Raw genomic sequence first — 20,273 nt, 5'->3', positions numbered from 1 at the left:
TCGGCGCGCCGATCGGCGAGACGGCCTCTTCCGCAGCCGCAGGCGCGTCTGCACGCCCGGACGCGGCGGCTGAGCCTGTCCGATCCGCCGACGCCGCCGCGCCTGCGGAAGAGGCCGTCTCGCCGATCGGCGCGCCGACGGGCGCCGCGGCGCTGCTGGAGCGAGCGGCAGAGCTGCTCGCGCCGGTGCCGCAGCTGCGCAAGCAGCGGGACGGCCTGGCGGCCAAAGCCGCGCAGCTGCGCGAAAGCCGCTTTACGATCGCGCTGTTCGGCGCGTTTAGCGCCGGCAAGTCGTCGTTCGCCAACGCGCTTGTCGGTCAGCCCGCGCTGCCGGTATCGCCAAATCCGACGACCGCGACGATCAACCGGATCGTCGCGCCGGCGGCCGACGCGCCGCACGGCACCGCCCGGATCGCGATGAAGACGCCGGAGGCGATGCGCGAGGATCTCGCCCACTCGCTCGAGCGTCTTGGCGTAGACGCCGCCGCCATCCGCGCCGCCGGAGACGACGCCTCCGCGCTGCTCACGCTGGCGGCGCGCATGACGCCCGACGACATCCATCCGCGCGGGCGGCCGCACCTGGCGTTTCTGCGGGCAGCCGCGAGCGGCTGGCCGCATTACGGGGAACGGCTCGGCCGAACATTCCTCGCCGGCGAAGCGGAGTACCGGCGCTACGTCGCCGAGGAGGAGGCGTCTTGCTTCGTCGCCTCGGTCGATCTGCACGTCGACTCGCCGCTGACGCGCAGCGGCGCCGTCCTCGTCGATACGCCCGGGGCGGACTCGATCAACGCCCGACATACGGGCGTCGCCTTCGAGTACATCAAAAACGCGGACGCGGTACTCTTCGTCACGTATTACAACCACGCCTTCACGGAGGCCGATCGCGGTTTCCTGAACCAGTTGGGAAGCGTGAAGGACGCCTTCGAGCTCGACAAAATGTTTTTCGTCCTGAACGCCGCGGATCTCGCGGCCTCCCCCGAGGAACTGGCCGCGGTGCAAAGCCATGTCGAGCAGCAATTGCTGAAGCACGGCATCCGGCGGCCCCGGCTGTTCCCGATCTCGAGCCTGCAGGCGCTGGAGGCGAAGCTGGATCGCTCGCCCGAGGGGATGGAGGCCTCCGGCATCGCCGCGTTCGAGGCGGCGTTCCGGCAGTTCTCCGAGCGAGAGCTCGGCAGCCTCGCCCTGGCGGCCGCCCGTCAGCAGCTCGCGCGCATCGAAGGGCTCATCGACGGGCTGTTGCGTTCGGCCGGCGAGGACGCCGCGACCCGCCAAGCCCGCACCGAGCGGCTGCTGCGCGAAGCGTCCAAGCTGCGCGACGACTGGCGGTCCGAGCTGTCCGCTGCGGCCGTCCAGCCGCTCGCGCAGGAGCTGGAGGAGCAGCTTTACCATCTGCGCAGACGGGTGCAGTACCGTTTCGGCGAACATTTCTTGGGGGCGTTCCACCCATCGGTGCTGCAGGACGACGGACGCGATCTGAAAAAGCTTCTCCAGGCGTGCTGGCTCGATCTGAAACGGAGCGTCGCCGAGGATCTCAGGCAGGAGCTGCGGTCTGCCGGCTTGCGCATCGAAGTCGCTCTTCAGCGAAGCGTCGCGGAGCGCATCCGGGACGGCATCGAACGCTCCGAGCTGGACGGCTTCTCGCCGGAGCTGCCGGGCAAGCCCGAGCTGGGCCTCTCCGCCGAAGGCGATCCGTTCAGGGAGCGTCCGGCCGTGGACGCGCGGAGACTGTGGAACGCGTTCCGCAGTCCCAAGCATTTCTTCGAGAAGGAAGGCAGCCGCGCGCTCCGCGAAACGCTGGAGGCGGAGCTGCTGCGTGAAGCGGACGTCTGGCTCGAAGCGATGAAACGGGACTGGACGTCGCGCGTGGAGGAAGGTTTCCGCCTCTCGCTCGCCGAGGCCGGCGAAGCGTTGGCCGGAGAGCTCGGAACGTTCGCGGCGGGGCTGGAGCGGGAGCTGCTGCAGCCGGGAGCGGAGGCCGAGCTGGCGCGAATTCGGGCCGCTTGGACGCAATTGAAAAACGGGTGAACGTGCGGGCGGGCAACCGCTCTCATATCCGCACGGTATCGGCTTTTCTACTTCGTTACGCGAATGTAGAAAAGCCTTTACTCGTTTTTCCGCCCGTAATCGCCGTTTTGCTGGTCAATTGTGGGAAGTGAGGGCTTATTTCAGATGATTTGGGAGATATCCGGACCTTGGTCCGGCTGAACGGAGCATGATCCCGCTCAGGCGCCGTCAGACCTTCTTACGCCGTTTGAAGGGATGTGACGATCCTGTTACACTTCCGGGGTAATGAGATCCGAGGAGGACTGACGTTTTTTGGACATATTTCGCGGACTGAAGCAGTTTTTCTGGGCAGACAAAGGGTTTTTGATCGGCTCCGTGCTCGGGCTGGCCGCAGCGACCGCCCTTGGCCTGATCTACCCGCTGCTGCTCCGGGTGCTGATCGACGACATGATTGTGCCCCTGAAATTCGACGGGCTGCTCGGGCTTGCGCTGCTCGCCGTCGGCATCATCGTCGTCAAGTCGGCTTGCCAGTACGTTCACGGCTTTTGCGGCGGACGACTCGGCAACAGGCTCGCTTATCGGCTTCGCAACACCAGCTATGAGAAATTGCAATCGTTGTCCTTCTCGTTTTACGACCAGGCCCGGACGGGGGATCTCATGTCCCGGCTGACGGCCGACATCGAAGGCATCCGGAACTTCATCGGCTTCGGGTTCGCCCAACTGCTCAACACCGTGTTTTTGGTCGTGTTCGGCTTCGCCATGATGTTCGCGATCGACTGGCCCATCGCGTTGATGACGCTGGCGATGATCCCGATTCTCGGCTTCGTGGCGATCAAGTTCGAACTGAACATCCACCCGGTCTTCCGTTCGATCCGCGCGGCGATCAGCCGCCTCACGACGAGCGTTCAAGAGAACATCATGGGCGTGCGCACGGTCAAATCGTTTCCAAGCGAAGAACACGAGTACAAAAAGTTCGACGGGGGCAACACGCAGTACAAAGAGAACAATCTGTCATTGGCGGCCGTGTGGGCCAAATACTTTCCGATCATCGAGTTCATCGCGAACTTGAGTATCGCGCTGCTCATCGTGGTCGGCGGATGGCGCGTCATCCGCGGCTCGATGTCGCTCGGCGACCTCGTATCGCTGAACGGCATGCTTGGCATGATCGTCGCGCCGCTCTGGACGCTCGGCTTTCAGATCAACAACTACACGCAATCCAAGGCGGCCGGCGAGCGGCTGCTGGAACTGCTGAACAAGCCCGTCGCGATTCGCAACGTCGATCATCCGCTCGTCCTGCATGACGAAGGGGTGCGCGGGCATCTGCAGTATCGCGACGTCAGCTTCCGCTATCCGAACCACGAGGATCAGCCCTCCGCTTTGCTGGGCTTTAACCTCGACGCGCCTCCGGGGTCGGTCGTCGGTCTGCTCGGCGGCACCGGGGCCGGCAAATCGACGGTGGTGCAGCTACTGCTGCGCGCTTACGACGTCGGCGACGGATCGATCACGCTGGACGGGGTCGACATCCGCAACATCGAGCTCGAGAGCCTAAGGCGACAGACGGCGATCGTCTATCAGGAGTCGTTCCTGTTCTCTACGACGATCCGCGAGAATATCGCGTACGGACGCGCGGACGCGTCCAAGGAGGAGATCGAGGAGGCGGCGCGGCTCGCGCAGGCCCACGACTTCATCATGGAGTTACCCGAAGGCTACGACACGATCGTCGGCGAGCGCGGGATGGGACTGTCCGGCGGCCAAAAACAGCGGATCGCAATTGCGCGCGCCTTGCTGCTCAAACCGCGCGTCCTGATCCTCGACGACTCCACGAGCGCACTCGACATGGAGACGGAACACCAGATCCAGCTCGCATTGCGCAAGGTGATGGCCGGCAAGACGACGTTTATTATCGCGCACCGCATTTCCTCCCTGCGGTCGGCGGACGAGATTCTCGTGCTCGATCGCGGCCGGATCACCCAGCGCGGCAAGCACGACCAGCTGGTCCGCGCGCCAGGTCTGTACCGCGAGACGTATCGGACGCAGTACGCCGACCGCCCCGACGAGCTGGGCGAAGCGACAGCGGACGAGAGGAGGGTGACGGGATGAGCCGGCAGTTTCAATACCAGGACGACGTCCTGATCGAAAAATCGTTCAACTGGAAGCAAATGGCCCGGCTCTTCACGTATCTGAAGCCGTACCGGGGCGCCGTCACGCGCGTCGTCGTCGTCATGATGGTGTTCGGCATGCTGACGCGGCTCGCGATCCCGCTCCTGATCGGGACGGCGATCGACCGGGTCATCGACCCGCAGCGCGGCAGCGGGCACATGGGCTTTTTGATCGGGCTCGTCGGCACGATGGTCGTCATGTACCTGCTCCGCTGGTGGGCGCAGCACTACACGATCACGCATACGAACGATATCGGGCAAAAGGTCATTTTCGACCTGCGCTCCGCGCTGTTCAAACACGTGCAGAGCCTTTCGTTCCGCTTTTTCGACAAGCGACCGGCCGGCTCGGTGCTCGTTCGCATCACCAACGACGTCAACGCGCTGCAGGATCTGCTTTCGAACGGCGTCGTCAACTCGGTCATCGATATTACGCAGCTGTGCGGGATCATCATCATCCTGCTCGTGCTCCAGCCGAAGCTGGCGCTCGCCGTCATGATCACGGTGCCGCTGCTTTTCCTCGTCTCCTCGTCGCTGCGCAAGCGTACGCGGATGGCTTGGCAGACGGTCCGGATCAAGCAGTCCCGCATCAATTCCCACTTGAACGAAGCGATCCAGGGCATGCGGGTGACGCAAGCGTTCGCCCAAGAAAATGAAAACATGCAGTTTTTCGAAAATATGAACCGCAGCAGCATCAAGTCGTGGAATTTCGCCTCGGCGCTCAACCAGATGTTCGGGCCGGTCATCGAGGTCACTTCGGCCATCGGGACGCTGATTCTGCTCCTGTACGGGACGCATCTCATTCGCGCGGAGGAGCTCACGGTCGGCGTGCTCGTCATGTTCATCACGTACGTAAGCAACTTCTGGGAGCCGATCAACCGCCTCGGACAAATGTACTCGATGCTGCTCATCTCGATGTCCTCGGCGGAGCGCATCTTTGAATACATGGACGAAAAGCCGATCGTCGCCGAGCGGGAAGGCGCGAAGCCGCTGCCGCACGTGCAAGGGCACGTCCGGTTCGACAACGTCGTATTCGGCTACGAGCCGGGGCGTCCGGCGCTCAGGGGGCTAAACCTGGACATCAAGCCGGGTATGACGGTGGCGCTTGTCGGCCATACCGGGTCGGGGAAGAGCACGATCGTGAACCTGCTCTGCCGCTTTTACGACACCAACGAAGGCGCCGTGAAGATCGACGGCGTCGACGTGCGGGACGTTACGCTCAACTCGCTTCGCGAGCAGATCGGCATCGTCATGCAGGATACGTTCGTCTTCTCCGGGACGATCCGGGAGAACATCCGCTACGGCCGCCCGGGAGCGACCAACGCGGAAGTCGAAGCCGCGGCGCGTTCCGTCCGCGCCCACGACTTTATCGTGAATTTGCCGGACGGCTACGACACCGAGGTGCAGGAGCGCGGGAGCGCGTTGTCGATGGGGCAGCGCCAGCTGCTGTCGTTCGCCCGCGCATTGCTCGCAGATCCGCGCATCCTCATCCTGGACGAAGCGACCGCGAGCATCGACACCGAGACCGAGCTGCGCATCCAGGAAGCGCTCGGCACGCTGCTCGATGGCCGCACGTCGTTCATCGTCGCGCACCGTCTGTCGACGATCCGCCATGCCGACCTGATCGTCGTTCTCGATCACGGCGTCGTCGTCGAGCAGGGCAACCACGAGCAGCTCATGCGTTCGGGTGGCCATTACCGGGGGCTTATCGAAGCGCAGTACCGGTTCCTGTCCGCCTGACGCTGGGATCTTTGCCCAACCTGCCCAACCGCCTTATCGCAGCCATGTCGGCCGCGTGGGGCGGTTTTGCCTTTGCGTGGGGGCGGGGAGGGGGAGCGCGGGACTTCGTGTTCATCGGTTAGGGGATGCACGCGCCGAGAGGCGTCCGAACTGGCGGGCGTGAATCATTCGGGGAGGTTGCGAACGCCGATAGCGGCTCAATCGGGCTAACGCCCGTCGCATTGGCCCCAATGCGCGCCGATACCCGCTCAAACGGGCTAACGCGTTCCACAATCGCCCGCCTTACGCGCCAACTCCGACGTGCCGAGCGAACGCCCGCCTTGTCCGGCCGCTGCCCTCGACTGCGTGCCCTCGAACTGGCGTAACTCCTCGCATTGGACGCTCGCGCGCCCCGTACCGTTTCCGCATTTGATAATTGCCGTCAGAAAAGTTATCGTGAGAATAGCGAAAATGGAAAACCATGCGAGCGGGGAAAGCGGGGAGAGGCGAATGAAATCGAAGAAATCCTGGCTGTGGCCGTCGCTCGGGTTCGTCTCGCTCGGCTGCACGCTGTTGCTCCTGTTCGGCTTCGGATGGGCGCTGAAGGACGCCTGGGCGCCCTCCGCCGGCATTGCGCTGCCAGGCGGAACGCCGCAACCGGTGGCGACGGGCGGCGCTTGGGAGGACAAGCACGAGCTGCTCGTCACCGCCATCGGCGATTCGCTCACGCGCGGAACCGGCGATGCGAGCGGGCAAGGGTACGTGCGCGGAACGGTCGACCGGCTGCAAAAAGCGCTCGGCAAGCCCGTCAAGCTCGTCAACAACCTGGGCATCAACGGGCTCGAAGCGTCGAACCTCACGATCCGGCTGGACGACGAAGGCTTCAAGGGCGCGATCGCCCAAGCGGATTTGCTCCTCGTGACGATCGGCGGCAACGATCTATTCCATGTGGCGCAGAACGGGGGCAGCCTCGCCGAAGGCGGGGACATCGACGTCCAGCTGCTGCAGACGCGGTTAATCGGCTTGAAGCCGCGGCTCGAGACCGTCTTCCGCAAGCTTCGCGCATTGAATCCGAACGGACGCATCGTCTATGTCGGCCTGTACAACCCGTTTTACGACGTGCCCGCGCTGCGGGAGTCCGTCGGCGCCGTCATCGACGAATGGAACGGCTACGCCCGCCGACTCGCCGAGACGGACGGCAACGCGGCGGTCGTGCCCACCTACGATTTGTTCGAGACGGACGTCACGCGTTATTTGTCCTCCGACCACTTCCATCCGAATGCGGACGGTTACGCCCGGATCGCGGAGCGGGTCGCGCAGACGCTGGAATGATGGAGAAAGGAGCGGCGACAGGCATGGAACAGGCGCAGGAAAGAGAAGGGCGGCCTTCGCGGAGGCAGGCGTTTCAGCCGGGCCGACCGTCCGGCAAAACGCAGGGAGACGTGGTCTTGTCGGTGGAGCGGGTATCCAAGTCGATCGGCCGCAAGCCGATCATCCGCGACATTTCGTTCGACGTCCGTGCGGGCGAGATATTCGGCTTTCTCGGGCCGAACGGGTCCGGCAAGACGACGACGATCCGCATGCTCGTCGACCTGATCAAGCCGACTGGAGGACGCATCTCGGTGTGCGGCGAAGACGTGAACCGGTCGCCGGAGCGGGCGCTCCGGCACGTCGGATGCATCGTCGAAAATCCCGAGATGTACAGCTACATGACCGGATGGGAAAATCTCGCGCATTTCGCCCGCATGCAGCCGGACATCCCGGAAGCCCGCATTGAAGAAGTGGTCGACATCGTCGGACTGGACGCGCGCATCCACGACAAGGTCAAGACGTACTCGCTCGGCATGCGGCAGCGCCTCGGCATCGCGCAGGCGCTGCTCGGCTCGCCCAAGCTGCTCATCCTGGACGAGCCGACGAACGGCCTCGATCCGAAAGGGATCAAGGAACTGCGCGCGTTCATCCGCGAGCTGGCGGACGGGGGCATGAGCGTCTTCGTGTCGAGCCATCTGCTCAGCGAAATTCAGCTCATGTGCGACCGCGTCGCCATCATCGGCCAGGGCCGGGTCATCGCGGTGGGCAAGGTGGAGGAGCTCGTCGCCCAGGCCGAGACCTATACGCTATGGCTCGTCTCCGATCCCGAACGTGCCGAGGCGCTCCTGCGGGAGCATCCGGACGCGCGCGTCGTCGGTGAGGACGAGCATCGGATCGACGAATCGCTGCTCGCCGCGATGCCGGGCGCGATCGTCACGTCGATGGAACCGGACGCGGTGCCCGGGTGGGTCGAGCGTTTCGTGGCGGCGGGAATCGGGGTACAGGCGGTACATCGGGCCTCGCCGTCGCTGGAGGAACTATTTTTGAAGCTGACGGAGGGGGAGCGGCTTGGCTAACCAATTGGCCTTGATCCAAAACGAGACGCTGAAGGTATGGAAGAAAAAAAGGTTCGCGGTCATCGTCCTGATCCTGCTCGTGCTCGTCCCCGTGTTCGTCTACGCGCAGCTCAAGATTGCCGAGAACAACAAGGACAAATTCACGGACTGGCGTGCGGAGCTGCGGCAGCGCATCATCGACAATACGAATGCCTTGTCGAGCGACCGCGTGCCGGAGGAGTGGAAGAAATGGCGCGTGGCGCTCGTGCAGCAGCTGCAGTACGATCTGGATCACGACGTGAATCCGAATACGCCGAACGCCGTAACGTTCACTAACAGTTTTTTGCGTAACGCGGTCGGCATGTTCATCCCGCTGATGGTGCTTGCGGTCGCCTCCGACCTTGTATCGTCGGAGCGTTCTACGGGCACGATCAAAATGCTGCTCACGCGGCCCGTGCGGCGATGGCGCATCCTCTTTTCCAAGCTGGTCACCCTGACGCTGTACGTCTCGCTCATCATCGTGGCGACGGCCGCGGTGAGCTATCTCGTATCCGGACTGGTATTCGGCTACGAAGGCTGGCGGGAACCCGTGTTTGTCGGTTTTCGGCTTGCCGGCTCCGACATCGATACGGCCGACGTCCATGCGATTACCCAAGGCGCTTACTTGCTGATGCTTATGGGCCTGGTGTGGTTCTCCGCGATGGTGGTCGCAATCCTCGCCTTTATGGTGTCGGTGCTTGTGCGCAGCACGGCCGCCAGTCTCGTGACGATGATGGCCGCCGTCATCTCGGGCGCGATCCTGTCGAACATGGCGTCGTCCTGGCACAGCGCCAAGTATCTGTTTAATGTGAACCTGGATTTGACCGTTTACCTGCAGGGCTCCCCGCCCCCGATCGACGGGATGACGCTCGGCTTTTCCCTTGCCGTTCTAGGCGTTTGGGCGATCGCGGCACTGGTCGTATCGTTTGCCGTCTTTACGAAGCAAGATATCTTGAACTAAAATAGACGGAAGGTGCGTCTGTCCTGAAAGTTTTCAACGCGCGGCCGCGCGCGGCCGGACCGTTGCCCTCTTTCACAACAGACGCAGCAGAGAATCGCTAGGAGGATCCTTCGTGACCGAACAAATCAACCTGTTTGCCGAAGCTTCGGCGCAGGCGGGAACGGAATACGGCGCCGACGATATCCAGGTGCTGGAAGGTTTGACCGCCGTACGCAAGAGACCGGGGATGTACATTGGCAGCACCACGACTTCCGGTCTGCATCATCTGGTATGGGAAATCGTCGACAACGCCGTCGACGAGCATCTCGCGAAGTTTTGCAACCGCATCGACGTGACCGTCCACACGGACAATTCCGTCACCGTCTACGACAACGGCCGGGGTATCCCGACTGGCATGCACAAGACCGGCGTTCCGACGCCGCAGGTCGTCTTCACGATGCTGCATGCGGGCGGCAAATTCGGCGGCGGCGGCTACAAGAAGTCGGGCGGCCTGCACGGCGTCGGCGCATCCGTCACCAACGCGCTGTCGGAGTGGCTCGAAGTCGAGATTTACCTTCAAGGCAAAATACATAAAATGCGCTTCGAGACGTGGACCGACGAGAAGGGCAAGGACCACGTCGGGGAGCCCGTCACCCCTCTGCAGGTGCTCGGCAACACGAACAAGACCGGCACCAAGGTGACGTTTAAGCCCGACCCCAAAGTGTTTCACGGGAACGTGTCGATCAACTACGACACGCTGGCGGAGCGGCTGCAGGAGATCGCCTTCCTGAATTCCGGCCTCAAGGTCGTCGTGAAGGACCAGCGCTCCGGCAAGGAGGATACGTTCCACTACGAGGGCGGTGCTCGTCAGTTCGTCCAGTACCTGAACGAAGACAAGACGGTGCTGCACGACGTCGTGCACTTCGCGGCGGAGAAGGACGACATCGAGGTCGAGGTGGCCCTGCAGTACAACGACGGCTACACCGAGACGATCGCCTCGTTCGTCAACGCCATTCCCACCCGCGGGGGCGGGACGCACGAGACCGGGTTCAAGACGGCGTACACCCGCGTCATGAACGAATACGCCCGCAAGATCGGCCAGCTCAAGGAGAAGGAAAAAAATCTCGAAGGCAGCGATCTCCGCGAAGGCATGATGGCCGTCATCAACATCAAGATGGCTGAGGTCGAATTCGTCGGCCAGACGAAGGACCAGCTCGGCAGCGCCTCGGCGCGCGGAGCGGTCGACGCGATCGTGGCCGAGAAGATGGCGGTTTTCCTGGAGGAAAATCCGCAAGTCGGCCAACAGCTGATCCGCAAGTCGGTCCAAGCCTCCAAAGCCCGCGAGGCGGCCCGCAAGGCGCGCGAAGAAATCCGTACCGGCAAAAAGCGCAGCGAAAGCCCGAGCCTTGGCGGCAAGCTGTCGCCGGCGCAGTCCAAGGACTATTCGCGCAACGAGCTGTTCATCGTCGAGGGCGACTCTGCAGGCGGCTCGGCCAAGCAGGGCCGGGATTCCAAGTACCAGGCCATTCTGCCGCTCAAGGGCAAGCCGATGAACCCGGAGAAGGCGAAGCTCATCGACGTGCTTCGCAACGAGGAGTACAAAGCCGTCATTGCGGCGATCGGCGCGGGCGTCGGTCCCGAATTCGACGTCGATGAGAGCAACTACGCGAAGATCATCATCATGACGGACGCCGACACGGACGGCGCGCACATCCAGGTGCTGCTGCTGACGTTCTTCTACCGGTACATGAAGCCGCTGCTCGATGCCGGCAAGGTGTTCATCGCGCAGCCGCCGCTTTATAAGATCACCCGCAAATCGGGCAAGCTGGAAACGGTGCGCTACGCGTGGACGGACGAGCAGCTCCAGAACTACATGAAGGAAATCGGCAAAGGCGCGGAGCTTCAGCGCTACAAGGGCCTCGGGGAAATGAATCCGGAGCAGCTCTGGGAGACGACGATGAATCCCGAGTCGCGCACGCTGCTGCAGGTGCAGATCGAGGATGCCGCCAAGGCGGAACGCCGAGTCTCGACGCTGATGGGCGACAAGATCGATCCCCGCAAGCGCTGGATCATCGACAACGTCGACTTCATGCAATACGAGGATTAACGCGAGGAGAAGCAGCGTCAGCCGTTGACGCTCCTTCGAACGCCGCGGTTCCGGCCGCGCGGCACACGCGCGATCTTGCACGCGCGACGGACGGCGGAAAGCAGGGTCAGAAGGAGAGACGTTTATGGGTTTGTTGGAGCAATTTCTGCCGGCTTACTTGGAAGAGGTCGTCGGCGACCGTTTCGGACGCTATTCTAAATACATCATTCAAGACCGGGCGATCCCCGACGTGCGCGACGGGCTGAAGCCGGTGCAACGCCGCATCTTGTATGCCATGTTCGACGCGGGCAATACGCCGGACAAGCCGTACCGCAAATCGGCCAAAACCGTCGGCGACGTCATGGGCAACTACCACCCGCACGGCGACGCTTCGATTTACGACGGCATGGTGCGCATGGCGCAGCCTTGGAAGATCGCCCATACGCTCGTGGACGGCCACGGCAACTGGGGCTCGATGGACGACGATCCGCCCGCCGCGATGCGCTACACCGAAGCGCGGCTGTCCGCGATCGCGATGGAGCTGCTCCGCGACATCGACAAACGCACGGTGCCGTTCAAGGACAACTTCGACAATACGACCAAGGAGCCGGTTGTCCTGCCGGCCCGCTACCCGAATCTGCTCGTCAACGGCGTCAGCGGCATCTCGGCCGGCTTCGCGACGGAGATTCCGACGCACAACCTGCGCGAGGTCATCGACGCCTGCACGGCGCTGATGGACAACCCCGAGCTGACGACGGCGGAGCTCATGCAGATCGTGCGCGGGCCGGACCTGCCGACCGGCGGCATCATCATGGGCGAAGAGGGAATCCGCGAAGCGTACGAGACCGGCAAGGGGCGGATGTACATCCGTTCGAAGACGGCGATCGAGGATCTGCGCGGCGGCAAGCAGCAGATTGTGATCACGGAGATCCCCTATCAGATCGTCAAGTCGAAGCTCGTGAACGCGATCGACAACCTGCGGCTCGAGAAAAAGGTCGAAGGCATCGCGGAAGTGCGCGACGAGAGCGGCCGGAACGGACTGCGCATCGTCGTCGAGCTGAAGAAGGACGCCGATGCGGAAGGCATTCTCGCCTTCCTGCTGAAGAAGACCGATCTGCAGGTGACTTACAGCTTCAATATGGTTGCGATCGTCAACAAAGCGCCGCAGCAGCTCGGCCTCAAAGCGATCCTTTCCGCCTACATCGCGCACCAGGTCGAAGTCGTGACGAACCGGACGCAATACGATCTGGAGAAGGCGGAAGACCGCGCCCACGTGCTCGAAGGGCTCGTCAAGGCGCTTAATTTGCTCGACGCAGTCATCGAGACGATCAAAGCCTCAAAAAACCGCCAGGACGCGCAGAACAACCTGGTCGCGAAGTTCGGCTTTTCCGAGCGTCAGGCCGACGCGATCCTGACGTTGCAGCTGTACCGGCTGACCAATCTCGAGATCACGTCGCTCGAGAAAGAGCATGCCGACACGATGAAGAAGATCAACCAGCTCCGCGCCATTCTTGCAAGCCCGAAAAAGCTGAACGGCGTCATCAAGGACGAGCTCGGCGAGATTCGGGGCAAATACGGCATCGACCGACGCTCCGTCATCCAAGGCGAAGTGGAGGAGCTGAAGGTCAATCTCGAAGTGACCGTGCCGGCCGAGGACGTCATCGTCACGCTGAGCCGCCAAGGCTACGTCAAGCGCACGAGCCAGCTGTCCTTCACCCGGTCCGGCGGCGATCTCGGCAGTTCCGGCGTCAAGGAAGGCGACGTCATTCGCTGGAGCCTGCAGCTGAACACGCTGGACTCGCTGCTGCTGTTCACGCAGAAGGGGCAATACTACCTGCTGCCGGTCCACCAGATTCCGGAGTTCAAGTGGAAAGATACCGGCACCGCCATCGTCAACGTCCTGCCGCTCGCCAAGGACGACCGCCTCGTCGGCGTCATCCCGGTCAAGCCGGGCGAATGGGCGCAGGCGGCGGAGCTGGGCGAGAAGGGGCCGGCCCTCGTATTCGTCCTGCGCCGCGGACAAGTCAAGCGGACGCTGCTCTCGGAGTACGCGACGAGCCGCAGCACGGCGATCGCCGCCTGCAAGGTGGCCGAAGGCGACGAGATCCGGTCCGTCTACCGCAGCGACGAGCCGCAGGAGCTCGTCCTCGTCACGGAGCAGGGGATGAGCATTCGCATTCAGGAAAACGAAGTGAGCTTGCAAGGACGGGTAGCCGGAGGCGTGCGCGGCATTGCGCTAAAGGAAGGCGACTTCGTCACGGACGGGTTGCCGGTATCCGGCGACGAGGGCGAAATCCTCGTCCTGTCCGACTACGGATTCGCCAAGCGGACGCTGCTGTTCGACTATCCGCAGCAGGGCCGCGGGGGCAAGGGGATCCAGACGTTCGAGTTCAAGGAGGGCAAGCGCGTCCGCCCGAACGGCACGCGCCTAATTGCCGCCTACCATGTAAAAGAAGCGATCGAGATCGGCACGGTGACGGGCTCGGGGGCGTTCGCGGAGTTCCACTCCGACAACGCGCCGCTCGAGGATCGCCGCGCGCACGGCAAATCGGTCGTCGCGGCCGACCGCAACGACCTGCTCGCCGAATCGTTCAAGAAGCCGCTTCAAGGTTGACGCAAGCGGGCGGATCGGGCTTCGCGATCGCATTCGCCCGCCGGCCGGCTTAGTCGTAGGGACCTTCCCTCGACTCGCTGCGGTCGATCCATTTGAGCATCATGTCCAAAACGACCCACAGGGGCACCGGCTCGTCGAGCCGGTCAAGCCACTGTGGGTCTTCGATGATACCGGCCTCCTTCGCCATCTGCCCGATCATCCGTTTGCGTTCTTCCGAAGCCGTCACGATCGATCGCCTCCGCGCAACCGCGTTTTTCACCGCGTTTCCCGTTTGGGTGTCACCAGTATATGTCGTCGGTTGTCGCATTGTACCTGTTCATGAGGATTCATGGCGTAAACATTTAACCCGCTTAAACTATCATTCGACATCGGGCCTGCGTATAATAGTAAAAGAAGGCACGTTCGGGAGAGAAGAGGAGGATGGAAGATGGAGACGGCATCGGAATTTGTGAAGAGCTGGATGAAGCTGACGAAGGACTGGCAGACCCAAATGGAGGCGGAGATGGCGCCGCAGCTGACGGAAGGGCAATTGCAGGTGCTCGAGCTGCTGAAGGCGCGCGAGCCGATGAAGCCTTCCGACCTGCTGCCTCATCTGGAGACGACGCCGGCCGCGGTGACGACGCTGCTCGACCGGATGGAACGCAACGGGCTGGTCAAGCGGACGCGGGACGAAAGCGACCGCCGGATCGTCTGGGTCAGCACGACGCCGCTCGGCCGATCGGAGACGGAGCGGGGACTGCGTATCCGCAGCGAGATCGTCAATCGGTCGCTCGACCGGCTATCGGCGCACAACCGCCAGCTGCTCGTATTCCTGATTTCCAAGGTGGCGGGAACGCGGGAGACGCCGGCCTCGAAGGAGCGGCCTGCCGGGCGCGTGCCGTCCGGCGACGACCGGACGGAAGAGGCTTCCGCCTGATCCTTCGGCTGCCTGAAACTTAGCTTTCCCGCCATACTGCCCCGCCGTTCGCGACGACGTTCGCGGACGGCGGGGCTTTTCGTCCTGAACGCTAGGCTCGTTACGAGGAAGGCTTGGGCCTTGTCCGAATATGGCAGCGGGGAGCGGAGGCGCCCGTCGGACGTTCTCCGGTCGCCGGGCGCGAACGGTCGTCCCCTTCGTTGGCCTCCGAGGCGGCTTGGCCGTCCGTAGGCCAATATCCGGAATAGTTGGCCCCGATATTCAGGCGCCCGCTCAGCGTCTGAATGTCGACCGTGCCGAAATGGTTGCTGTGATCGACTTTTTCGATTCGAATCACATCCGCGTGATGGATCACAAACGAGGGCCGGTCATGACAGAGCGTTTCGTTCAAGTGGCGGACCTCGTCTTCCAACCGGCGAAGCCGGTCCCGGATGTCGGTCTCTTCGCGCAAGCCGCGCGATCCGAAAAGGCGTTGCCAAATAGACATGGGCCAGCTCCCCTCGATTCATCCGTCACGGCTTTCGCATGCAGTCGCGTCACTCGATGGGAACGTTCTTGCGAACGACGGAAAGACTGGGAATACGGATGATGAGCAAACCGTGCTCGAATGTCGCTTTGATTTGGATTTTTTCAGGACTGATTCGTTCGGGCAAACGAATGGAGCGTTGGAATTCTCCTTGAAATCTTTCGGTGAGATAGGATGTTCCTTGAGGAAAAGGGGGCTTGGACCGCCCCTGAACCGTCACATGGTCGGAATCGACCGTCAGCTTCACATCTTCTTTGGCGACGCCCGGCAAATCGATCAGCACGATCGTTTCGCCTTTGCCGACGACTACGTCGGCGGCCGGAAAGAGGCTCGTCGGCTCTTGGTGCCCGGGTTCAACGTCCGTAAAAAAGGGGTGCTGCTTAAACGCGTCGTGGGTGTGGGCGTTATGGAATAAATCCGACAAAAATTGTTCGCCGGACAAGCTCTTGGAAAGCTCCAACAACTTCTTTAGCTTCTCTTGATTCATACGCGCCTGCGTTCCCCCCTTCCTTGTACTTATTTCTATGTGCGCAATCTTGTTTTCATTAACGGTGAAGACGGTCACCGGCAGGATCCTTTTCGCAGTTCTCCGATTCGTGCCGCATTCCGTTTATCTCTCCGGTTATATTAACGGCAAGGCAGGAATAGGTTAAAAAACATCGTCCAAAGAAGTTTTGGAAGAAGTCTCAAGCGGAAAGGAAGTTTCGCATGCGCTTTGTCCCCGCCCGAATCCATGTTGATCACATTCAGATTAAGAATGCAGATCACGGAAGCGACGTCTCCTTCGGATCCACCGTGATCCGAAACCGTAACGTGGTCGCCAAAAAAACGCAAGGATTCGGCCAGCAATTGGCCGATGCCGTCAGTCGCCGGAAGATCGTCAGCTACGTGGCGGATGATGACCGGTCGGACGGAGGGCTCTATAAGAAAGAACTTCGCTCGGCGCGAGGACATGAACAACGGAAGGAGTGAGCTCGCGTGTCTTTGATGCCCCCGGTTCCGCAAATGATCATCAACATTCATATCATCAAAGTGAATTCCTTCGAAAATGCATCCGCGATCAACGTCGGCCAGAATTTGCTCGCGGAGTGGCACAATTCCGATAAAAAAACGATGGGCCTCGGGCAAAACATGGGGGACGGTTGCGATTTTGTCGGGACTCGAAGCTTCGTCGACGACCGCGATCAAATCGACTCGCCCTCTTTTTTCGATACCAAACCGGTCCCTTTGCCGCTTGCGAGGGAGTGACGAGCGCCCATGCTGTTCGCCCCGGTTGAAATCAACGTCCTGACGTTCAAGATCAACGCCCTCGATCATTCCTCCGTCATGAACATGGGCACAACTTACCATGCGGATCAAATCGTGTCCTACAAAAGAAATCAGGGCATCGGAGAACAACACGGGGATCGCTCCCCGATCCAGGGTACGGTCTCCTGGGTGGCGGATTCGGACTTGATCGATAGTCTCACGCATAAGGTCAGCATCCTTTAGCGAGGCATCGCGACTGGGAGGGGGAAGAACAATGATTTATTTCACGCCGATGCAAATCAATTTGCTCGGCTTCAAAGTGAATGCCATCGATAACACGTCCGTCGTCAATGCAGGCCCGGTGCAATATATCGATCAGTTGGTATCCTACAAAAGAAACCAGTCGGTCGCGGAGATCAACGGCGATTTTTCTCCGGTCAACATGCCTTTCTCTATTTTGACGGATCCCGACGTGGCGGATTCCAACACGGTGAAATCCAGCGCCATTTAGCCCAGGCCGATCTTATCGTTCCCCGACAGAAAAAGCCCCGTCTCTCGCGGCGAATTCGCGAAAGATGGGGCTTCATACGTTCGGGCGCAGAGGAATGGCGTTCGGACAAGCCTAGCGTTGGCCGGGTTAATGCCCCTGGCCGAGAAGGCGGTTGATGCCGGGCAGCAGCTCCGCCATGGCGGCATAATCCTGGCTCGTCAGGTTCGGGTCATGCCGATCGACGAGCGCTTGCTGCATCGGGATGACGGTATAATGACGCTTGGCGTCCGGTCCCCAAATATGCACCCAGGTCGGCGTGGCGGTCACGTCGCTCCAGGTCGTGGAAGAGACGCCGTTTTCCGTATGCTTGGAAAGTTTGACTTGCATGATGACGCCGACGTTTTTCCAGTTGCCCGATTGATTCGAAATGAAGTTGCCCATCGAATAAAGAACGAGACCGCGGCGCTTGCCGCCGGGCGCGGCCGGATCGTCCGCCTCGATCGTCTCGTACGGCTGCACGACGTGGGGATGGGCGCCGAGGACGAGATCCGCGCCCGCTTCGATCGCCTCCCGCGCGATCCGGCGCTGAGCGTCGTTCGGCGTCCGCTGATACTCGATGCCGAAATGCAGCGAGACGGCGACGGCGTCCGCGCCCGCTTCCTTCGTTCTGCGGATGTCGCTGGCGATCGCTTCCCGGTCGATGAAGTTCACGGCGAAGGGCTTGTCCTCCGGAAGGGGGATGCCGTTGGTCCCGTAAGTGTAGGACAGAAACCCGAGCTTGATGCCGTTGCGCTCCTCGATGACGATCCGCGCCGCGTCCGTCTCGTCGACCGCCGTGCCGACGGGAACGAGACCGCGCTTGCGCAAGTTGCCGAGCGTCCGCGCGAGACCGGGATAGCCGCGGTCGAGCGTGTGGTTGTTCGCGGTAGAGAGCACCTGGAAGCCCGCGTCTTTCAAGGCGTCCGCAAGCTCGGTCGGCGCGTTGAAGCGCGGATAACCCGTGTACTTCAGATCGGCGCCGGCGATCGGCGTCTCCAGGTTGCCCACGACCCAATCGCCTTGGCGCAGCAGAGGCTTCACCTGCTTGAACCAAGGTCGAAAGTCGTATTTCTTGGTCTTCGCGTTATAGTAGCCGGGCAACTGCGGCGAGTGCACCATAATATCGCCGACGGCGACCAGCAGCGCCTCGCTGTCGGCGGGCTGTGCGACCGGCGTAGCGGACGGCGCCGGCACCGCGGTAGGGAGCGGCGACGGAGCGGGCGGCGCAGTTGCGGAAGGCGGCTGCGCGATCGTAGTCGGAACGGCCGTCGGCGCGGTCGGCGGAGGCGAAGCCTCGGACGTTCCGTCCAGGATGCTGCAGGCCGAGGCGGCCAGGCAGAAGCCGACGAGCGCTGCCCCGAGCGCGCACCGCAGCGCCACTATCCGGGCCCGTTCCGCGTACATGCCGACCGGCGGCCTCAGTGGCTCTCCCAACGGCCATAGATGCCGCAGGGCAGCGTGAGGCCGCTGCGGGAAATCGGCAGTCCGATTTCGCCGCAATCCAGCTTGCCGCCGTGCTTGCGGCCGATCGACAGGTGGAGCAGATTGTGCAGAACGGTCGGCGACAATCCGGTCGTATAAGAGTTCACCAGCACAAACAGCGGCTGGTCCGAGAGGATGGTTCGGCACTCCTCGAGGAACGGGAAAAGGCTCTCCTCCAGCTTCCACGTCTCGCCACCCGGGCCGCGGCCGTAAGAAGGAGGGTCCATGATGATCGCGTCGTATTGTTTGCCGCGGCGCTGCTCCCGCTGCACGAACTTGAACACGTCGTCCGTGATGTAACGGATCGGCGCCTGCTCCAGGCCGGACAGCTGGGCGTTTTCCTTGGCCCACTGGACCATGCCCTTCGCCGCGTCGACGTGGCATACCTCGGCGCCGGCCGCCGCGGCCGCCACCGTCGCGCCCCCCGTATAGGCGAACAGATTCAGTACGCGGATCGGGCGTCCCGCTTCCGCGATTTTCTTCATCATCCAGCTCCAGTTGACCGCTTGCTCGGGGAACAGGCCGGTGTGCTTGAAGTTTGTCGGCTTGATATGGAACTTCAGCGGCCCGTAGGAAATCGTCCAGCGCTCGGGCAGCGTCCGGCGGAACTGCCATTGGCCTCCGCCCGAGGAGCTGCGGAAGTAATGGCCGTCGGCGTTGCGCCATTCGTTCGTCTCTTGGGTCAGCGGCCAGATGATTTGCGGGTCGGGGCGGCGGAGGACGATGTCTCCCCAGCGCTCCAGCTTGTCTCCGTTGCCGGTGTCGATCAATTCGTAGTCTTGCCAGTCGGTTGCCATTCGCATGTCGGTTTAGCTCTTCCTTTGCTCGTTCAGATAGAATTGCTTGCCGCCGCTTCGAGCGTCGGTTCCGGAGAGAACCGATAGCCGAATCCCCGTACCGTATGGATGTAGCAGGGTCGGGAAGGATCGGGCTCGATCTTCTTGCGGAGATTGCTGATATGCACCATCAACGTACGGGTATCCCCCATGCTGTCGGTATGCCAGACGAGCCTGTAGAGCTCGTCAAGACCGTAGACGCGATTCGGCTGCCTGGCGAGCACGGACAGCAGCTCGAACTCCTTGACGGAGAGCGGGACGATCTCCTGTTCCCGCCTCACCTCGAAGCGTTTGAGGTCGATCTCGAGGCCCGGAAAAGCGAGCGAGGAGGACGGTTCCTCCGGCGGTCGCTCCCGCATCCGCCTGCGGCGGATGTGCGCGTGAACGCGGGCGACGAGCTGGCTCGGACTGAACGGCTTCGTAATATAGTCGTCCCCGCCTTCGGACAGGCCGTGTACGATGTCGGCGTCTTCGCTTTTGCAGCTCAAAAACAGGATCGGCACGTCGGCGCAAGGGCCGGCCCGAAGCCGGCGGCACACCTCGATCCCGTCGAGCTGGCCCAGATTCACGTCGAGCAGGATGAGATCGGGCGCGAGGGCTTCGGCGATCGAGATCGCCGCTTCGCCTTCGTGCGCGCTATGGACGGCAAATCCTTCCTTGGCCAGGAATAGCGAGATCAGATCGGTGATTTCCGTTTCGTCGTCGACGACCAGAATGGCGGCGTTGGTTCTGCTCAAAAGCGGTTCCTCCATTCTAAGCAGCTGTACATATGAAATTATTATACTTAAAGCGTTGACGGGGAATCAATGCGCG

The 20,273-nt window shown here is 62.1% G+C and carries 19 protein-coding genes; 13 read left to right on the top strand and 6 right to left on the bottom strand.

Going from position 1 to position 20,273, the window contains the following annotated elements:
* From LKX83_RS09515 to gyrA, 8 genes are all read left to right on the top strand, one after another.
* Positions 1-2,024 (top strand): dynamin family protein (locus LKX83_RS09515; protein ID WP_227881935.1); only part of this gene is annotated, 2,024 nt, incomplete at its 5' end.
* Positions 2,025-2,315: 291 nt separating this feature from the next.
* On the top strand, positions 2,316-4,103 hold the full coding sequence (locus LKX83_RS09510) for an ABC transporter ATP-binding protein (protein ID WP_227881934.1): 1,788 nt from the start codon (positions 2,316-2,318) through the stop codon (positions 4,101-4,103).
* Entirely contained in the window at positions 4,100-5,899 is a 1,800-nt protein-coding gene (locus tag LKX83_RS09505; protein WP_227881933.1) for an ABC transporter ATP-binding protein, read from the top strand. The genes LKX83_RS09510 and LKX83_RS09505 overlap by 4 nt, the downstream gene beginning before the upstream one ends.
* 489 nt (positions 5,900-6,388) lie before the next feature.
* On the top strand, positions 6,389-7,210 hold the full coding sequence (locus LKX83_RS09500; RefSeq protein ID WP_227881932.1) for a GDSL-type esterase/lipase family protein: 822 nt from the start codon (positions 6,389-6,391) through the stop codon (positions 7,208-7,210).
* 23 nt (positions 7,211-7,233) lie between these two features.
* Positions 7,234-8,265: an ABC transporter ATP-binding protein gene (locus LKX83_RS09495; protein ID WP_227881931.1), complete on the top strand. Its 1,032-nt coding sequence runs from the start codon at positions 7,234-7,236 to the stop codon at positions 8,263-8,265.
* Positions 8,258-9,244, top strand: a complete 987-nt coding sequence (locus LKX83_RS09490; RefSeq protein ID WP_227881930.1) for an ABC transporter permease — start codon at positions 8,258-8,260, stop codon at positions 9,242-9,244. Before LKX83_RS09495 ends, LKX83_RS09490 begins: the two co-directional genes overlap by 8 nt.
* 112 nt (positions 9,245-9,356) lie before the next feature.
* The gene (gene parE / locus LKX83_RS09485) at positions 9,357-11,330 is read left to right on the top strand and encodes a DNA topoisomerase IV subunit B (RefSeq protein WP_227881929.1); all 1,974 of its coding nucleotides are present in this window, start codon (positions 9,357-9,359) and stop codon (positions 11,328-11,330) included.
* A 124-nt stretch (positions 11,331-11,454) separates the two neighbouring features.
* Complete coding sequence (gene gyrA, locus LKX83_RS09480) at positions 11,455-13,923, top strand: DNA gyrase subunit A (protein ID WP_227881928.1); 2,469 nt, start codon at positions 11,455-11,457, stop codon at positions 13,921-13,923.
* A 49-nt stretch (positions 13,924-13,972) separates the two neighbouring features.
* Here the strand turns inward: gyrA and LKX83_RS09475 are convergent, their stop codons facing one another.
* A complete protein-coding gene (locus tag LKX83_RS09475; protein ID WP_227881927.1) occupies positions 13,973-14,149 on the bottom strand; it encodes a hypothetical protein in 177 nt (58 codons plus the stop codon).
* Between the two features lie 201 nt (positions 14,150-14,350).
* Between LKX83_RS09475 and LKX83_RS09470 the strand changes: the two genes are divergently transcribed.
* Complete coding sequence (locus tag LKX83_RS09470; RefSeq protein ID WP_227881926.1) at positions 14,351-14,839, top strand: MarR family winged helix-turn-helix transcriptional regulator; 489 nt, start codon at positions 14,351-14,353, stop codon at positions 14,837-14,839.
* A gap of 100 nt (positions 14,840-14,939) precedes the next feature.
* Here the strand turns inward: LKX83_RS09470 and LKX83_RS09465 are convergent, their stop codons facing one another.
* The gene (locus LKX83_RS09465) at positions 14,940-15,326 is read right to left on the bottom strand and encodes a hypothetical protein (protein ID WP_227881925.1); all 387 of its coding nucleotides are present in this window, start codon (positions 15,324-15,326) and stop codon (positions 14,940-14,942) included.
* A gap of 49 nt (positions 15,327-15,375) precedes the next feature.
* Positions 15,376-15,852 (bottom strand): Hsp20/alpha crystallin family protein, encoded by a 477-nt coding sequence (locus LKX83_RS09460; protein WP_227881924.1) that lies wholly within the window; start codon positions 15,850-15,852, stop codon positions 15,376-15,378.
* Between the two features lie 221 nt (positions 15,853-16,073).
* On the opposite strand from LKX83_RS09460, the gene LKX83_RS09455 reads away from it, so the two are divergent.
* From LKX83_RS09455 to LKX83_RS09440, 4 genes are read left to right on the top strand one after another with little or no spacing between them, the layout of a single operon-like run.
* Complete coding sequence (locus LKX83_RS09455; RefSeq protein ID WP_227881923.1) at positions 16,074-16,337, top strand: hypothetical protein; 264 nt, start codon at positions 16,074-16,076, stop codon at positions 16,335-16,337.
* Between the two features lie 12 nt (positions 16,338-16,349).
* Positions 16,350-16,613, top strand: coding sequence for a hypothetical protein (locus LKX83_RS09450; protein ID WP_227881950.1), 264 nt, complete (start codon positions 16,350-16,352; stop codon positions 16,611-16,613).
* Between the two features lie 9 nt (positions 16,614-16,622).
* Positions 16,623-16,856, top strand: a complete 234-nt coding sequence (locus tag LKX83_RS09445; protein WP_227881922.1) for a hypothetical protein — start codon at positions 16,623-16,625, stop codon at positions 16,854-16,856.
* A 31-nt stretch (positions 16,857-16,887) separates the two neighbouring features.
* Positions 16,888-17,124, top strand: coding sequence for a hypothetical protein (locus LKX83_RS09440; RefSeq protein ID WP_255654422.1), 237 nt, complete (start codon positions 16,888-16,890; stop codon positions 17,122-17,124).
* A 126-nt stretch (positions 17,125-17,250) separates the two neighbouring features.
* Here the strand turns inward: LKX83_RS09440 and LKX83_RS09435 are convergent, their stop codons facing one another.
* The 3 genes from LKX83_RS09435 to LKX83_RS09425 are packed head-to-tail and all read right to left on the bottom strand — an operon-like array spanning position 17,251 to position 20,197.
* Positions 17,251-18,546: a CapA family protein gene (locus LKX83_RS09435; protein ID WP_227881921.1), complete on the bottom strand. Its 1,296-nt coding sequence runs from the start codon at positions 18,544-18,546 to the stop codon at positions 17,251-17,253.
* A 14-nt stretch (positions 18,547-18,560) separates the two neighbouring features.
* On the bottom strand, positions 18,561-19,427 hold the full coding sequence (locus LKX83_RS09430) for a class I SAM-dependent methyltransferase (protein ID WP_227881920.1): 867 nt from the start codon (positions 19,425-19,427) through the stop codon (positions 18,561-18,563).
* A 26-nt stretch (positions 19,428-19,453) separates the two neighbouring features.
* Positions 19,454-20,197 (bottom strand): response regulator transcription factor, encoded by a 744-nt coding sequence (locus LKX83_RS09425; protein WP_227881919.1) that lies wholly within the window; start codon positions 20,195-20,197, stop codon positions 19,454-19,456.
* Positions 20,198-20,273 lie beyond the last annotated feature (76 nt).

This window comes from Cohnella baijiui, from assembly GCF_020731285.1.
Classification (GTDB): domain Bacteria; phylum Bacillota; class Bacilli; order Paenibacillales; family Paenibacillaceae; genus Cohnella.
The sequence above is the reverse complement of the archived record's forward strand: the minus strand, read 5'-3'. Positions and strand labels throughout refer to the sequence as shown.

Excerpts from the sequence above, each read along its gene's own strand:
- LKX83_RS09435 (WP_227881921.1), bottom strand. The coding sequence starts at position 18,546 with ATGTACGCGGAACGGGCCCGGATAGTGGCGCTGCGGTGCGCGCTCGGG.
- LKX83_RS09430 (WP_227881920.1), bottom strand. The coding sequence starts at position 19,427 with ATGCGAATGGCAACCGACTGGCAAGACTACGAATTGATCGACACCGGC.
- LKX83_RS09500 (WP_227881932.1), top strand. The coding sequence starts at position 6,389 with ATGAAATCGAAGAAATCCTGGCTGTGGCCGTCGCTCGGGTTCGTCTCG.
- LKX83_RS09505 (WP_227881933.1), top strand. The coding sequence starts at position 4,100 with ATGAGCCGGCAGTTTCAATACCAGGACGACGTCCTGATCGAAAAATCG.
- LKX83_RS09460 (WP_227881924.1), bottom strand. The coding sequence starts at position 15,852 with ATGAATCAAGAGAAGCTAAAGAAGTTGTTGGAGCTTTCCAAGAGCTTG.
- LKX83_RS09440 (WP_255654422.1), top strand. The coding sequence starts at position 16,888 with ATGATTTATTTCACGCCGATGCAAATCAATTTGCTCGGCTTCAAAGTG.
- LKX83_RS09445 (WP_227881922.1), top strand. The coding sequence starts at position 16,623 with ATGCTGTTCGCCCCGGTTGAAATCAACGTCCTGACGTTCAAGATCAAC.
- LKX83_RS09495 (WP_227881931.1), top strand. The coding sequence starts at position 7,234 with ATGGAACAGGCGCAGGAAAGAGAAGGGCGGCCTTCGCGGAGGCAGGCG.
- LKX83_RS09455 (WP_227881923.1), top strand. The coding sequence starts at position 16,074 with ATGCGCTTTGTCCCCGCCCGAATCCATGTTGATCACATTCAGATTAAG.
- LKX83_RS09470 (WP_227881926.1), top strand. The coding sequence starts at position 14,351 with ATGGAGACGGCATCGGAATTTGTGAAGAGCTGGATGAAGCTGACGAAG.
- LKX83_RS09465 (WP_227881925.1), bottom strand. The coding sequence starts at position 15,326 with ATGTCTATTTGGCAACGCCTTTTCGGATCGCGCGGCTTGCGCGAAGAG.
- gyrA (WP_227881928.1), top strand. The coding sequence starts at position 11,455 with ATGGGTTTGTTGGAGCAATTTCTGCCGGCTTACTTGGAAGAGGTCGTC.